The sequence below is a fragment of the uncultured Mediterranea sp. genome (assembly GCF_902493215.1).
Classification (GTDB): domain Bacteria; phylum Bacteroidota; class Bacteroidia; order Bacteroidales; family Bacteroidaceae; genus Bacteroides.
Window position 1 is genome coordinate 129,919 of the sequence record NZ_CABUOL010000008.1, and the last position, 17,746, is coordinate 147,664.

8 protein-coding genes and 1 pseudogene are annotated in these 17,746 nt (G+C 40.2%); 2 read left to right on the plus strand and 7 right to left on the minus strand.

The window, feature by feature from the left end; translation table 11 throughout:
* The first annotated feature begins 156 nt into the window (after window positions 1-156).
* Window positions 157-1,162, plus strand: a pseudogene (locus RDO88_RS07110) (hypothetical protein).
* 298 nt (window positions 1,163-1,460) lie between these two features.
* Here RDO88_RS07110 and RDO88_RS07115 read toward each other — a convergent pair.
* The 7 genes from RDO88_RS07115 to RDO88_RS07145 all read right to left on the minus strand — a co-directional run bounded on the left by RDO88_RS07115 (window position 1,461) and on the right by RDO88_RS07145 (window position 16,746).
* Window positions 1,461-3,032, minus strand: a complete 1,572-nt coding sequence (locus RDO88_RS07115) for an alpha-L-fucosidase (protein WP_307758716.1) — start codon at window positions 3,030-3,032, stop codon at window positions 1,461-1,463.
* A gap of 90 nt (window positions 3,033-3,122) precedes the next feature.
* A complete protein-coding gene (locus RDO88_RS07120; RefSeq protein WP_307758717.1) occupies window positions 3,123-5,981 on the minus strand; it encodes a M60 family metallopeptidase in 2,859 nt (952 codons plus the stop codon).
* Between the two features lie 127 nt (window positions 5,982-6,108).
* Window positions 6,109-7,017, minus strand: a complete 909-nt coding sequence (locus RDO88_RS07125) for a DUF4959 domain-containing protein (RefSeq protein WP_307758718.1) — start codon at window positions 7,015-7,017, stop codon at window positions 6,109-6,111.
* 15 nt (window positions 7,018-7,032) lie between these two features.
* A complete protein-coding gene (locus RDO88_RS07130; RefSeq protein ID WP_307758719.1) occupies window positions 7,033-8,931 on the minus strand; it encodes a RagB/SusD family nutrient uptake outer membrane protein in 1,899 nt (632 codons plus the stop codon).
* Window positions 8,932-8,949: 18 nt separating this feature from the next.
* Window positions 8,950-12,096, minus strand: a complete 3,147-nt coding sequence (locus RDO88_RS07135; RefSeq protein WP_307758720.1) for a SusC/RagA family TonB-linked outer membrane protein — start codon at window positions 12,094-12,096, stop codon at window positions 8,950-8,952.
* Window positions 12,097-12,259: 163 nt separating this feature from the next.
* Window positions 12,260-15,634, minus strand: coding sequence for a glycoside hydrolase family 2 TIM barrel-domain containing protein (locus RDO88_RS07140; protein ID WP_307758721.1), 3,375 nt, complete (start codon window positions 15,632-15,634; stop codon window positions 12,260-12,262).
* A 35-nt stretch (window positions 15,635-15,669) separates the two neighbouring features.
* Complete coding sequence (locus RDO88_RS07145) at window positions 15,670-16,746, minus strand: uroporphyrinogen decarboxylase family protein (RefSeq protein ID WP_307758722.1); 1,077 nt, start codon at window positions 16,744-16,746, stop codon at window positions 15,670-15,672.
* A gap of 114 nt (window positions 16,747-16,860) precedes the next feature.
* On the opposite strand from RDO88_RS07145, the gene RDO88_RS07150 reads away from it, so the two are divergent.
* On the plus strand, window positions 16,861-17,733 hold the full coding sequence (locus RDO88_RS07150; protein ID WP_307758723.1) for an AraC family transcriptional regulator: 873 nt from the start codon (window positions 16,861-16,863) through the stop codon (window positions 17,731-17,733).
* The last annotated feature ends 13 nt before the right edge of the window (window positions 17,734-17,746 follow it).

Here is a 17,746-nt window from a genome sequence, read left to right on the forward strand (position 1 = left end):
AACACTAAAGAGGTCATTGAAATGTTGTCAAAAACAAATGGTTAAGCATGAGAAAATGCACTTGAAAAAGTGATAACCTACTGATAATAAAGGCGGAAAGCATTGCATAATTCATTGTTGTTTTGGTAAATTAGAAGTTTTCCATCTCTTCTAGTTATGACTAAAGAAACACTCCTTATGCAATACCAATCTAAGTGCCTGTCGGCTCTCAAATCAGTTACGAATATACATAAACCTTTTAAAAAAGCAGTCATGGATGTAATGAAATTATTCATGGCTATCTCGGATTGTATAAATTTTCTCCAATTAGGCAGGTATAAATCATGAGTATCGGAGTCATTGACATCGATAACCTTGAATGCATGGCTTCAGGTTTCATTCAGACACCGAATTGTAAGACCTTGGATAATATGAGCAAGAACCTCGTTAACTGAATAGTAACTATCTTATCAGCAAAAAAGACAAGATACAGAGCATATCCAGAACGGTGGTTGCAGACACATTCTTTTCCAAGGAAACTTTCATAACACCTATGTGTGAGAGCGGTTTCCATGTCATCAGCCACTTTAGGAATGACGTAATCCTGTACTATCCGACATTGGAAAAGAAAACAGGAAAGCGTGGTCATCCAAAATGGTTTGACGGCAAAATTGACTTTGCCAATCTGGATCTGATCCGGTACAAGGAATACGAGGTGAATAAGAGAAAACTATACGGAGTGAGGACATATGAAAAAGCTCTCAAAAAGGTACGTTTCCTTATCCGTCCGGTATCCGATGGACGGGAAGACAGACAAATGGCAGTTTTATTTCTCTACAGACGATTCGATGGATGGACGCGAAGTTCTGGAGTATTACAGAACCTGGTTCCACATGGAATTTTACTTTAGAGATGGAAACAACATGCAAGAACCATCAATTGCCAGTCAACTGACTTCAGGAAATTGGATTTCCACTTCAATGTCCCGCTTACTGCTGCCAACTTAGCCAAAGCGGCATGTAAAAGGTTCGGAATAACCTATTCCATATCCTCTTACAAGTCATTCATACACAATGCTTATATACTTGAACTATTTATTTGCATGTTTGGGATTACCCCAGACTCACAAGTTATTGACAAACTTTTCAAAGAACTCATTTTATTTACTGCCAGAGCCGCTTAGGCTTGGCGAATTTTTAACGGACTATTGACTAAATTAACCATCTTACAAATATCACTTTATAATAGTCAAAGAAAAACACAAAACAGAAAAAGATACATGAAAATACAGAAGTTTTCTTTTGATAAAAAAGAAAAAGGCTATCTTTAAATAGTAAAGCTATGAGTTACAATAAAAGATTTCCTACTTCAACTTTGGATTATCCAAACTATATGGTTAAAAGCAGGAGATTTATATTATAAAGCTTCAACCTATAAGATTTTCATTCTAATAATTGTTTGAGCCAGAAGCCTAAACATCTTCAAGGCAAAGGAATGCGCCCATCATTACCTGTTGCTCCAAATTTCTTCGCTGCTTCTTCATTCAATTTCTTGACAGATTCTAGATTCACAACTTTAAATGGTTGATTTTCTAAATCTTTACATTGTATTTGGAATACATAAGCAGGAGCTTCTTTATAATTTTTCGGTAAATTAATCACAATTCCCATCTCTGAATCTGAAAAATTCACAATTTCTGGACAGCCTAACAACTTAATTGACAAAATGTCACTCTGCTTCCAACCTTGAAGAGAAGACAACAATAAGTATTTTTCCATATCAGAACAAACAATAACATTTAACACATTCCCTTTTACTGTATACCGAATGCTCCCCTCGCCAAATGTTTTCCAAGTTTTTGTTTCATAAATAGCATCTCCATTAATACGCATCCAATCACCTATTTGCTTCAACAAATCTAAAGTCTTCTCATCGAAACTACCATCTCCCTTTGGTGGTACATTGAGTAAAAAAATACAATTTTTAGAAACAACATCAGCCATAGATGAGATTATGCGCCTTGCCGAATAATACTCTGCATTATCTACATAAAACCATGGACCTATAGATTCTTCTGATAACCTCGGAACCTCTTCTATCCTATCAGAATAACTTCTTTCCAGAACTGTAGATGTTATACCCGGATAAAAAACTCCATGATGCTGAATATCCTTAATACCAAAAAAACCTTCACATTTACCACCATGCATACTAGCATTATGATTATAATAATGAGCTAAAAGTTCCATCCCTATTTTCCCTCCATCATCTGTATAAGGTAACGCTCCATCTATATAACAAAAATCAGGATGATAATTATCGATCAAATCAGTCAATCTGTTTATCCAATGTTCTTTCCAAGATTGTGGAGACACCAAAGGTGAACGATAATGATAAAATTCCGGTCCTAAGTTCTTAAAATTAGGGTATTCTAAATACAAATCCTCATATTCCTTCATATTCCCATCATAAGGAATTCCAGCTTTAGGACCTTTCTTGTCTGCACCTTTATTGGCTTGTACCCAACTATAAGTCCGTTCCAAATGTGTCGTAACCCCCCAACGTAATCCTGCTTTCAAGGTCTCTTCACGTATTGCCTTACAAACATCTACTTTCGGACCATAATTCATTGAATTCCAACGAGGCTGATATTTTGAATTCCACATATCAAAATTATCATGGTGGACAGCCATAGTTAAAATAAATTTGGCTCCTGCATCTTTAAAAAGCGAAACCCATTGTTTTGCATCAAATTTATCAGCTTTCCAAGACATTACTACATCTTTATATCCAACTTCCGAAGGATGTCCCCAATTTTTAAGATGATCCTTATAGGCTGGGGATCCCTCTACATACATTTCACGAGCATACCAACCACTATTAGCGCTCTTTGAAGAAGATTGAGCATTCCAATGACAATTAATCCCGAACTTTGCGTTTTGAATCCATTCAGGACACTGATACTGCTGTAAAGAAGAAAATGTCGGTTCAAAATGTTGCGAATAAACATCCATAACCAAACAACTAAACAATAACAATAAATTCTTTCTCATTTTTATTCAATAGTTTAAATAGCAACTTTAATCATGTAATGAAGATGGAAAACAAAATTAATGCTTTTTCATCCAACCTCCCATTAATTATTACAGAAACTTTACTTCAATTCTCTTATTATTATATGAAACAGCATATACCTTATAGGTATCCTTCCAACCACCTTTGACACTGAACGATGCTGTTGCAGAAGGTTCCAACATTCCATCTGAGACACAAATCAATGTTCCTCCTTCATTTCCATCCCTAACTTCATACACAACAACATTTTTCCAATTCTTCATTGTCAAACTCGCTTCAGTACGTGACGCAGTTCCTACAACAATATCCTTCTTGTTTTTAAATACATCTACTGTATTGTCTGTAATATATTCTAAGGCGATATCAGGCTTGGAATATCCCAAAGCCTCCACCCGCCGACGTATTTCGTCAGCCTGATCCTGTGTAATGGTCATTTGACCGGAGCCGTAATCCTCAACCAATACATCTACGGGAGTTAAAAATCCCCATTTTTCAAAAAAGTCCAGCAAATTTGTATGTGCTACCTTACTAGCTATATATACAAATTCCAATTGCTGTTCACCAGGTGTCTTCAAATCTTCATGAGTACGTATATATTCAAATACGTCCGGATAGAATCCTCCTCTATCAGTCTGTTGTAAAGGTGTCATCCCCAAAACTTTACCAAAATAAAGTTCCAACTGCCAAAACGGTATTAATTTACAAAACACATCCGGTTCTAGTGCATGAGAAATCTTACCGACCAAAATACTGTTCCATGCCCAAGAATAACGATTAGGCGATTCTTGACTTCCCATACTTTCCGTCTGTATACGAGAAGGTTGCCCAAACAAAGTGGTCTGTACATATTCCGAAAAAATATTGTTTGTCACTTCTGTTGTACCTACCCATTTTAAACCGGGACGAGTTTGGTTGCAATGTCCTACTTCATGTGCCGGTCCCCAGCACGCAGTTGTCTTTAAAGATTTTTCATTACAGAGTTCAGATAAGGTTTCATCATGGTAAGCAGTGTGATAACTTGTAGCATACATATAGGAATGATACATGACATTAAAATACATACGATTCCTGAACATCCTGCCATATTTTTCAAGTCCCATTAATTGCTGTTCACCATATACCAACAGATCATAGGTGTCAATCAACGCTTTCAAATCAGTTGTATGATTTCTGAAACGATTGGTAGGAAAAGTCAGATGTGCATATTTACCCAATACGTCAAAATAATCATCACAAGCTTGATTCAACAATTCCTTCCATCGTCCTTCATGTTCGGGGTCTTGACTATCAAAATATCCGTTAACCTTTCCTGTTGCAAAATGCATCTTTATCTTCGGTGCGTCTTCAAAATCCGGAGTATGATACATTATATAAGCCAACCCTCCCTGTTCTATTTTCAATTTGTTTATACCTGTAGACAAAGGATACTCCATTCCTCCAAATCCATCACCTCCCGGTTTATTTAAATTCTGCACACGCAAAGAAATCTGTTGCCCCTGTAAATCACCCACCATCGCGACTAAAGTTTCCCCAGATTCCAATGCAATACCTGTAGGATTGTCCAATAAGCTATAAGGGCTTGTTTTATTTTCCAAAGCCTGAACATCCGGATGAGGATAGGCCTGAAAAGTATTGATACGGAAATCCGTTTTATAACGCCCGTGATACATATAATAGGCAATATTCTTAAAAAACGAGTGTGTACACGACAATATATCCTTCTCCGTAATCCCTGTTTTCAACTCCGAACAAGACGGATCTGTAAACAAAGTAGTATATTCAAAACTTTCAGGATTCTTCTTATAGAATTCCATTTCCGAACAAACAGCAAATCCTTGCCCGTCACCCGAACCAGAATGTATTGTAAACCGTAGTGCGGAAACGCCAATCAAGGAATGAGGAAAATCAACTCTCCTAGCTGACGAAGTACCACCAAAATCATATGTCATCACATACTGCCATTCATCTACACCCCGAGTATTGGCATTACTTCTCACCTCAATATCCACAAGTTTAAAATGTCCGTTCCAATGACCGTCAGCACGAGGATAATATATCATATAATCCATGTCTGTCCCTTCAGCAAACGTATATTCCAATATAATGGGATAATAATGATCATCTGAGTTATTCCAGCTTGAATGATATTGGGTTTCCTTATTCCCGTCATAACTGTTAGCTATACCATACCCAGGTTGCTCAGACGAAGCAGTTGCCCCTGTAACTTTTACAAGAATATCCTCCTCCAGTTCTTCCGGATTCAAAGGATCATATTGTCCCAACCCTTTTTGTACAATAGTAAACGTTGCCGGCTTCAAATCCGACTCCAGATCCACATCACTAAAAGTAATGACAGCCTGCCGTTCTCCATCTGTTTTACTGGCATCTACATGAAACACAAAGACCTTGGAAACCAATGGATGGTCCGCTGCACGTGTCTGTGTATCATGTACCCATTCACAGTCCTGAGGAAGCTTATATTGATATTCAATGTTGGTAGTCACTTCAAGTTCTACCTTCCCTCCAGTTACGGGTATTGTAGCACTGTTTGTTGTCAACAATATAGCCTTCCCCCATCCCAATTGTACCACCTCTATTGTTTTTTTCATTTGAGAGGCTGTCACAATGACTCTTGCTTGTCTGATATCCTTATCTTCGTTATTATCTACCGATATAACCAATTCCCCATTTCGAGGATCAAGGTGACACCAGGAACTATTCTCACCTTCAACCTCACATGTCCATTTCGTATTGCATTTTATTTCCACGACTTTTTCAGAGTACTCTTCTCCAAAATTCAACGTACTGGTATTCACCTCCAAGAAAGGATTCGTGACATCCATAAGTGTATCTTTGTTTCCACATGAACAAACAGATATCACAAACAACAAGTACATTATACTATTTAATGCCATAAAATTCTTCATGCTACAATATTCTTCAATTACAAATTAGAATCTTAATTACATCGATAAATAAACAGACTATAAAAAAGCCAGAGGCAAGGCAAAAGGCATCTTCACCTCTGGCTCTGTTTCAACAAGCAATGTTAAGTCAATTCATAGAAGGTTCTTCTTCAACTTCTTCAGGATCAATTACCGTGGTCATATATTCAGTAGCCGCAATTTCTGACAAAGAATAATATAAATTTCCACTTGTCGTTTGCGTTATTTCCAACCAAATGTAATTACAAGGCTCACCGCTAATAATAAAGGTAGGTGAATTATAGGTTTCTGCCCTCCCGTTTGGAAGACCGGATGTAATAGAACCTATCAGGGTAGCTTGGGAAGGATCAAAAGATCCATCAAAAGAATTACTACCATAAATATTTATTTCCTTGGGATCATCTCTATTCCCGTGATCACGAGTTGTATAAGAAAATCCAAAAGCTTGTACAGCACGCTGCAAATCCATCACAATATAACGGGGCATTGGTCCCGGATTAGCCCAATCGCTGACAAAAGCAGTAGACACATTGCCATCGAGCATATTAGGCACAGGATCGTTATAATCACAATTATCTGTAAATACATGATCTGTCGTTAATGCAATTTCAGCTTTATCTCCAGTCAATGTAATAGTCTTCTCTGCGGCATTCGCTTGCGCACTTACCATAAAGCTTGTACTAGCCTGTCCATCCCGACTAAAAGTTTGGAATGTAAAATCCAATTGGCCATAACGTTGCAGCAAACCGTCAACCAACAACGAATCGGTATAAATACTTGCCAGACGACGGTAACCTGTTTCTTGACCAGGAATTTGATACGTAACTCCTACATAATAGTAATTGGCATCTTCAGGAATGTCCCAACGGAACATAATTGCCCCAGGACGAGATTCGGCAGTAACCGATGCTTGCGACAAAGGTGTAGGAGCAGGATATGACTTGTCTTCATCTGAACATGCTGAAAAAGTCATAATACCAGCCAATAGTGTACATACATATTTAAAAAGTTTTTTCATATTCTTCAGTTTTAATTAATAACCCGGATTATTTACCAGTTTCTCATTCTTATTAACATCATCAATAGGAATGGGTAACAAATAATTTGTAGGAGTTTGGAATTTACGTTCAAAATCTATCACAGTCAATGTGGCCAACTCCTGGATAGTCTTAGCATCACAATTCAAACCTTTTGCCTTTTGGTTAAAATACTCACCGGCAAGCAACCAACGACGCATATCCCAGAAGTTTTGATTTTCCATAAACAGCTCAATCATACGTTCTTGACGTACAATTTGACGCAGTTTGTCCTGGGTAAGAGCAGCTACCCTATCCCAAGATTCTTCTACCGTAGGAATCCCTGCACGTGTACGTACTTTATTTAGATAAGTTTTTGCGGCATCTAGATTATTGGTCTCCACGCATGCTTCGGCATAAGCTAAATATAAATCAGCTAATCGGATAACGGGCCAAGGATAATCAGAAGGACTTTTAACAGAAGTACTAACAGCGTTTATAGGATCCACCCCTTTTTTATTTAAATATGAAGTAGGAGCATAAGCGTTACGCAATACTCCTCCAACATCACTGCGGGCACAATTTCCACCTTCTACAAAGTCACATACAACACGATATCCTCCATCGACAGCTTCATAATTCGGATCTGTATCATAAGCTCCATTAGAAGCGGCACTCATTACTTCATAATATCCCCCCTGAAAAGCAACCCAAGCATAAAATCGTGGTTCACGATCCAAATTGAAACGAATAGTCTGTTTACCCGGTTTAGCCTCCAAAGCATGTGCCTGGTCTACCGTCACAATTTGTAATTTACTGGCATCCGAAGAATCAAACTCAGGATCTTCATCATAAGGTAGCCCGTTCTTGGTATAAAAACGATTAAGCATATTCCATGTAGGTGCTACTCCATTCCATGCAGAAGCCGAATTATATGGCATTGATTTATTTTGAAGGCCATAATATCCTTCCGCACGAGTTTCTACCATCAAAATCTCAGGATTACCTGCTTCAATAATATTGTAACGCAATTTACGCTGTGTAGGATCAGAAGGATAAGCATTTGTTGCTACATTGTAAGTGGTATTTTCATAAAGTTTATGTCCGTTAGCTTCAGCAAAATCAATAGCCTCCTTCAAAGCTGTTTCTGCACGTTCCCATTTCGATGCATCGTATTGAACAGGCATCAACTGTACTCCTTGCTTATCAGTAAAGTCTGAATAGAACTCCGAATTTCCATTGAATAAAGGAGAAGCCGCGTACAATAACATTTTTGCCTTCAAGGCCTTTGCTGCCACACTGGTAGCCAAGCCATATTCATATACTGTAGAACGCTTGGCCGGTAATCCGGAAGCTGCTTCATCAAGCATTTGGCATACAAAATCCACGCATTCATCCAATGGACTTCTACCTAAATAATTGGATGCATCGGTATCAATTTTCGGTTCTTCTTTAATCAAAATTACAGGACCGTAACAACGAATCATCAGAAAATGATAGTAGCCAATCAGAAACTTGACTTGTGCTATATAATCAGATTTTAGACTCTCGTCCAATCCCGGTACCCTATCCACATTATTTAAAAAAATATAACACTGACGAAGTCCCTGAAAGAAAGTATTCCAATAGGAGATTACCGGATTGGAAGCCGTATAATTTCCCTTTGGAAAAGCAGCAAAGGTCTCATGTTCAAAAGACGTAATCACCTCATCGCCTGTCAGCAAATCAAGACAAGCAGACCCGTGATTGACTTGTGGTAAATAAGAATAACATGAATAAACATAACGTAACGCAGCGGTAGGATCTTCAAAAGCATCTTCCTCTGTATCAATTTCATCTGGAACAATATCCAATGTACAGGAATTGATTGAAAATCCAATCAGAATTCCAAACATATATATAAAGAATCGTTTCATTTTTCTATATTTTAAAGGTTATTTATTGAATGTGATTTGGAAACCCAGGTTAAAGGTACGTTGCGTCGGATATTGCAATCCTGCTCCACCGCCCATTTCAGGATCCCAAAGATCAAATGGTGAAAACGTTAATAAATTAGTTGCACTAAAATATAAACGCATATTTTTATAAGAATATCCTAATTCCAAATTTTTTAGTTTCAGGAAAGCTGCATTGCGTAACCAAAAAGTAGAATTAACCGTATTATGATTGTTGTCATACTTTGTCAAACGAGGATAAGCCGCATCCGGATTCTGATTGTTCTCACTCCAATAATCTTCAGCAATCCAAGAAAGTACATTCCGATGAAAATTCGTACCAAAAGGATGCATACCACTCATCATCAATGATACATTTGCCTGTCCCTGGAAGAAGAAAGAAAAATCCCATCTTTTCCATTGCATACTCGGCCCAAAACCGTAAACTATTTCAGGCACGGTAGGATATCCCATATTTACCCGGTCATCTGATGTAATCTTACCATCATAATTACCATTGGCATCCGGTTGGTCTACATATTTGATATCACCCGGTGCTATTGCAATATTCCCAATGGTAGAAGTGGCATTATTAGCAATGTCACCATCATCAATATAAAGTCCGTCGGCTACATATCCCCAATAAGTATTCAAACTTTTTCCGACTTGAGACAATGCAGGACGCAGTCCCGGAGCCTCATCATACTCCAATACCCGGTTACGGGCAAAAGTAAATGTTCCTCTAAACTGCATAGAAAAATCTTTTGTAATCTGTTTCCCATAATCCACAGACATATCAAATCCCCAATTTTTCACTTTGGCCAGATTTCCATAAATCACGGTTCCTGCCGTACCCAAATAATTGGGAATAGAACCACGTTGTTGAAATATATTTGAACGAATTTCCTGAAAACCATCTAATGTAATATTCAATGAATTAAACAATTGAATATCCATACCTACATTCAATTTACGGCCAACCTCCCAAGTTATATCATTATTCTGATAACGAGAATAAACAGGACCACTGTAACTTTGGGTCTGCGTTCCATAACCAGTACGATAACCACTTGTTCCCTGTAGATTAACTTGTGCCAAATAAAGGAAACGGGCACCACCAATCTGGTCATTACCTACCAATCCATAGGAGCCACGCAATTTCAAATTTGAAACTATCGATTTCAAAGGTTCCCAGAATTTTTCTTCACTCAAATTCCAACCTGCAGAAACGGAAGGAAAGAAACCATAACGATGCCCTTCAGCAAAATTTTCCGAACCATTATAACCTGCATTCAATTCTAACATGTAGCGATGAGCATAATCATATGACAAACGTCCCGCAAAACCTATCTTTCGTTTAGGCAATGAACTTATTAAGTCGCCAGGAGCATTTGAATCATACTGATCCTGATTCCATAACACCATCGCATTTACATTATGATCGCCAAATGAACGGGTATAGTCCAAATAGGCTTGTGCATAGAAACGACGGTCACCTGTCGTACCATTTGATGTCCCCAACGTGCGACGCTCAGGTTCATATACAGGAAGTACCACCATACTATAGGTACCATCCGGATTTTGCGTATAAGAATTCAAATAATACGAATTATATGCCTGTGAACGAGTACGAGTCGTCTGACTCCAGTTTTTAAATGAAATCATAGCCTTAAAGCTCAGGCCTGGAGTAATAAAATCCAATTTCTGAGTAAAGTCCAAATTTGCAATAATCGAAGTCCAGAATGTATCTGAGTAACCGTTTGTTGCAGACGCAACAGGATTGTTTTGCCCTTGATCCGCTAACGTACCCGACAGGCCTCCCCATCGTATCCAATTCTCTGTATCAGATTTAGGATACATCACAGGATAATCCACCGGATTATTTCTCATAATCAAACTATAAATATTATCAAAACTAGTGGCTGGTCCTGTCTGGTCGTATATCTGAGCATTCAGATGCAATCCGATAGTAGAACTCTTCGACATATGAAAATCGATGTTGTTTTGAAAAGTGTACTTTTTCAAATCAATATTGTTCTTATATGAAAAAAAGTCCTGGCTTCTATTCTTCAACATACCTGTTTCATGACTGAAATTCATGTTCATAAAATAAGTGATTCGCTGCGTACCACCACGGATATTGAAATTGGCACGTTGGTTGAAAGCCATATTTTTCATCAACTCATCATACCAATCCACATTCGGATACACATAAGGATCCAACGAATTCATTGTACCATAAATCTTATCCGAGGAATAAAGAGCGTCTCCAGTCCCTTGATTAGTAACCGCCTCATTAAACATATTCATATAAGTCACGGCATCAACGAATTCCGGTTTAGAAGTAGGTGTTGTCACATTAGCCTCAACACGCACGCCAATAACAGGCTTATCAAGGTCCGCACCCGATTTTGTTTTGATAATCATTACACCATTGGCACCACGCGTACCATACATTGCCGTAGCTGTTGCATCTTTCAGGATAGAAAAACTTTCAATAACTTCCGGATCCAAAGCGTTCAGGTCGGCACTACCTACCTCCATACCATCCAAAATAATCAATGGAGAAGTGACACTACTCAACGTAGAGATACCACGAATAAAAAAATCAGAACCATTACTACCCGGCATACCGCTTCGTTGATAGGAAACGACACCTGCCAAACGACCAGCAAATGAGGTCGACAGGTTAGCGGAAGGGACTTTTAAATCAGTAGGACGTACAGACTGAATAGATCCGGTAACGCTTTCCTTTTTCTGTCCTGTTCCAAAAGCTGTCACAACGACTTCATCCAAAAGTTCAGCATCTTCAGACAATGTAATGGTCAACACCTTCTGATTATCAATCTCAATCTCTTTAGGTGTATAACCCAAATACGATATTATCAACACTTGACCACGACTAGCAATAATTTCAAATTTACCATCTACATCAGTAATTACACCGGTATGTGTACCCTTGACTTGGACAGCAGCCCCCGGAATCACTTCATTTGTCTGCGAATCCACCACAATACCCACAATTTTCTCACCTTTCTGTTGCTGTACCACAGAAGCAGCCAAGCTAGAATGGGCATTAACCTGTTGATATGTAACAGACAAACCTGCTACACAAGCAACCAACAAAATTTTACGATAGTTACCCATAATAAAAAATTTAGTTTAACAATTAGTTTAATTAAATAATCACATTTATTTACATTGCTATAGTTATTTTATATAAACGTGTCATTTGGTTGAATAAAATTTTACTTGCAAACCACGTTTCCATGATTTGAAGCAAAATTTTATTAAGCTTAATTTACACTGCTTATTCTACCCTCAGAAGAATACTGCCGCTAATTACATCTCCAACTTTAATCGGTTTGCGGAAAGGAGCATAGTGCCCACCCAAAAACATTTCATCGCCGGCCGTAACGAAATCGGCAACCAAGAATTGTGTTTTCTCACCCGATTTCCATGCACGCCAATGTTGTTGACCATTGGAAACAGCCGTCACTTTTGTGCCTTCATCCGTATTCCGAAGACCGGCATACCAGATATTTCGACGGGTAGAACGGAAATCATTACTGCCCAATGAATTATGATCCTTGCTCCAAGACCAGGTAGGTTCTATTCTTGGGTTCTGTTCAGAAGGCACTTCACTATAAAAACTCTGTGCAGCACCTACGGGGCGACTGATATGATCGGAAGGATAAACACTCCACAAACCATCACGACGCCAGAAAGTCTCATCAAAATGATCATAAGTCTCAAAGACCATTCCCCACTGACGCGGATTAACTGCCGCTTTTGCTGTGAAACTATAATCGACTTTGATTTCACCGTTGGCATTGATTGTCAAGACATAATTTCCATCAAAATCATTATATTTACCGGAAACACGAATCACTATATCTTTCGAATCTTTGTCTGCTTCGACTGAGGTAGCTTTCCAACCTTGACACAAATCATTGAACACAGGAGTTGCCGCATTATGGTTGGGATAACAACCGCCTCCAGTCAAGGGCAAAGCCATCAGCCACGGTCCGCCGGAAAGTATCTTTTTCCCTTGCTTCTCCACACTGACAATCGAACCGGACATACGGTCTATCACACATCGGAAATCTTTGCCAGTGACAATCAACTGTTTTTTAGTTGTCCGGATGGTAGTCTTGCTCTTCTCCGGCGCAACCAATTCATTGATACGTTGCTCGCCCACAGGAATGAGGTATTCATCGGCTGTAAATCCTCTCGGATCGATAAAATCAAGTTTAAGCTGGCCGTCTTGTACCGGCAAACCTGTCTCAATAACCAATTCTCCCGTCTGTTGAGGTGCCAAGTCCGTAGTAACCATACCCTTCTTTCCGCCGAACTGCCATTTGATTTTCAGTTCGTTCAGATTGGTATAGGTATAACGGTTCTCAAGCTTCACAACAAAACGTGAAGAAGGTTCCAGACTTTGGGTAGTAACCTGCACCGGACTGAATACTTTCTTCATATCCCAATATTCGGGTTTAGGACGACGCCATCCGTCAATAGGTCCCCAAGCTCCATAGCCAACCGCATTCCCATCAGGCAACTGGAAAATATCGTCAATGCCCGACCATATGGAACCTCCCAACACACCGTCCGTCTTATACATGTTTTCCCACATAGGCTGAAGTGCAAGTGCCCAGTCGCTACGTATACCGGGATCAGTAACCAACTCACTGCGATTGTATACATTCAGATGACAATATTCACCGTAAGTCATCGGACGGTCGCTTTTCTCAGCCACTTTATATCCTCCAGGACCCGGATAATGGATGTTGGCAATCGGAGCCGTACTTCCCTGGTTGTTGAAACCGCCATAAGCCTGGTCATGGAATGCGAAAGGACGGGTAGCATCTGCTTTTTTCATATACTCTGCCACCTGTGCAAAGCCTTTGTTCCAATAAGATTCATTGGCCATCGACCAGAAAATGACCGACGGATGATTGCGATAGAAGTGTACGGTTTCCATATCGGCCTGCAACACATAATCATAGTACTTTTCATCCTTGTAATTCAGCTTCTGCCAGTTTGCATTGGCATGATGCCCAATCCAGCAAACGGGTGCCTCAACTTCCACAAACAAGCCCAATTCATCACAATACTCAATAAACTCTTCTGCCGGAGGATAATGAGATGTACGGATAAAATTACAGTTGGCAGCACGATAAAGTTCCGCATCGGCCTTCCACTGTTCGTCCGTCAGTGACCGTCCATACAAAGGATGGGCCTCATGCCGACACACTCCTCTCAATTTTACCGCTTTTCCATTGACCAGCATCCGGTTCCCCTTAATCTCGATTTCACGGAATCCGATTCTTTTCTTCACTTGTGCAATGGATACCATTCCCTGATATAAATCCAGATGCAAATCATACAGATTCGGATGTTCATTATCCCATAATTCAGGGCTTTCCACATCGAATTCGAGCCATCCGCTCCATGTTTTTCCCGGAGCAATGGCCGGCAAATCCAACGTTCCGGCTGCCGTATGCCGGTCCAACATGGCACGGATATTCATGCCAGTAACCTCATTGTCCGAAGCATTGGTCACCGAAGCATAAATTTTAAGACGGGCATTCTTGTAATCCGCATCCAGGTCAGTCACCACCCGCAAATCAGACAGATACACATCGGGAACGGCAAACAGAGTCACCTTCCGTGTAATACCTCCCAACTGATGTGCCGCATATTGGGTCAAACTACCCAGCATATCGGCCAAAGACTCACTGCGCACATCCAATGCAAGCGTGTTTGCCCCCTCTTTCAGATAATCCGTTATATTAAGGTCGTATGGAGTCATACCACCCAAATGATAACCAGCCTGTTTGCCGTTCAAATATACTTTATATTCGCTGTGAACACCGTCAAAGCGGACAAAAACCTGCTTGCCCTTCCAATCCTGAGGTAACTCGAAGTTTTTCCGATAACGGGCAAAAGCAGCCGAATCCACCCGAAAACCCTGCATATTCCATTGTCCGGGTACCTGGATACTATGCCAGTCATTTCCTGTCTCTTTCTCGGAGAATTGCCACATACCATTCAACGAAACGACATTGCGATACACATCCTTTACCGCAGCAGGAACAGGAACATAAACCGGAAGTACTTTCTCTGCATCCACCTGTGTATCCACCCGATAAGTCTGCACCGATTTCAAGGCTTGGCGGGATTCCTCGGAAACAGCAGCCAACTGTTGGCGGTTAGTAGAAAGAAGCTTGATTTCAGAAACAACAGCATTGTCTCCTTTTGAAACCCCTATCACCATCACAAACTGGCCATATGCGAATGAATGACGGGGCAAGTCTATGACTTTCTTCACCACCTTACCGGCAGGTACTGTCACGTTTCCGCATATCGGATTTCCATCAGCGATAATCTCAAGTTCACGGTCATGGTCGGCCAGGAAAGATATTTCCATCCGATAATCAGCCTGTATATCCATCTTGTCGAAAGCGTAAATAACCTTGCCTCCGAAGTTACAGGAACGCATGATCCTATCGGAACTATACGCCTCGGGCATCATGTAGTTCTCCCCAAGAATCAGATGGGGCTGTTTGCCCTTTTCTCCACAATCATCATAAGCCACCTCATAATAGGTCTTGTTCTGGGCTCCCAAATAGGAGGCCACACAAAGCAGGCATCCTGCCAATATTGTTTTTCTGATTTTCATGATATTATATTTTTCGTTTTACTCGTATGATGATATCAACCTTTCCCCACAACATCAATCAGATGGAAGAAGTTTTCCAAAGGTGTATCCAACTGGACATGGTGTGTAGGCGCGCAAATCCATCCGCCTCCCTTGCCTATAGAGTTTTTCAACCACCTGTATTCCTCTTCAATCTGTTCGGGGGTTCCCATCGGTAAAGTAGACTGTACGGCCACTCCACCAAAGAAGCATAATTTGTCTCCATACTTTTCCTGAAGAATTTCCGGATCCATACATTCCGTCTGAATAGGATTCAACACATCCAAACCTATTTCTATCAAATCGGGGATGATGTCATAATTACAGCCGTCCGTATGATATGCAACCTTTATATCCGGCTTAATCTGTTTCACGGTACGGATGATGTCCGCCATCCTGCCTTTGAAAAATTCACGCCAAAGATCCGGATCAATCATCAGTGAGTTCTGGGCCCCCATATCATCTCCCAGCCAAATCATGTCTACACCTATTTCAGCCATTTTCTTGGCCACTTCCTTATGATATCCTCCCGTCTCATCCAACAGATGATTGGCCAAGTCGGGATTGATATAGAAATCTGTCATAAGGGTATCCAGTCCGCGAAGAGCCCAGGCCGACTCGAATATCGTACAATGAATACGGCCGATAATGAAATACTCTTCACCATATTCCTTCACCAGTCTCCTGACATTGGTATACAGTTCCGGCCGGTGAGGATCAGGAGCCTTATAGGCCATTGCCTTTTCATCGTCATCCCTCAATGGATTTTTGGCTATATTTGTATAATGACCTATACCAAACGGAGTTTCATAAGGATCTATCTTCCACTCCACTCCCCACTCGTCCGTATAGGGTTCCGGCTTCAAATAATAATTTGTAGACCATCCGACGCTGGCCTGCAACAAATCCTGCCCGGTCAGTCTCTCCAACTCATATCCATACCAGTCGCGATGATGAGGTTCGGAAAACTGTTCCGGCAAATTAAAATGCTTGCGCAAACGGTCTGCAAACTCAGGCGTAAACGTAGCCTGAAAAGGCGGACGATCCGTCACTTCATGATTTAGTGCTTTAATTACTCTATCCCTGTGTTTCATGTCATTATTATTTTTTCACAAAGTTAGCCATTGGATTTTATTCTTTTTTGCTATATATTTGCAAAGGAATAGCGAATATTTGCCTTAATTAGTACACCTAAAAAAGACTATGTTATGGAAGCCACGATTGAGAAGATAGAAAGGAAAAAAGGTACCTCCTTTTCTGTAATCGCATACACAAATGCATATTTTACAGCTCCGCTCCATATTCATCCTGAATTTGAGCTCATTTTGATAGAAGAAGGCAGAGGGCTAAGTTTCGTAGGAGATTCTATCCGCAAACTGGCTCCGGGTGACTTTATGCTCATCGGAAAAAACCTGCCTCATCTATGGCTCAGTGCCGATGAATATTATTACAAAGACACGAAGCTCGTATCAAGATCGGTTTATACCCAGTTCGGCAAAGACATCTTTCCGGCCAACCTATATGAAATACCCGAAATGGAAGACATCTATACCTTGCTTAAGAAATCAGAAAAAGGGCTTTACTTCGAAGGAGGACGCATCGAAGAAATGAAAGAACGTTTCAGAAGTCTGGTCCATGCAGAAGGTTTTGAAAAATTGAACGGACTGTACACTTTACTTTATCTGCTGGGTACAGAATGTGATTACCAGGTACTGACTTCCGACAAATTCATCAACAAGAACGACGCCACAACCGACACTATCATAAACAAAATCCACTCCTTCATCAATCAGAATTATCAGAACGACCTGTCACTGGAAGACATCGCCAACCATATAGGCATGAACCCAAGCGCGCTTTGCAGATATTACAAGAAACATACGGGCCGACGGATATTTGAATACCTCACCGAACTGCGCATTTCCTACGCCGTGAAATTGCTGCTCAACAAAAGTATCAACATTGGCCAGGTAGCCTACGACTGTGGATATAACAGCCTGTCGCACTTCAATCACCAGTTCAAGCAAATTACCGGCTACACGCCGAGCGAATATGTAAAATATATACTGAAGAGCCAATAAAATCGGCTCTTCA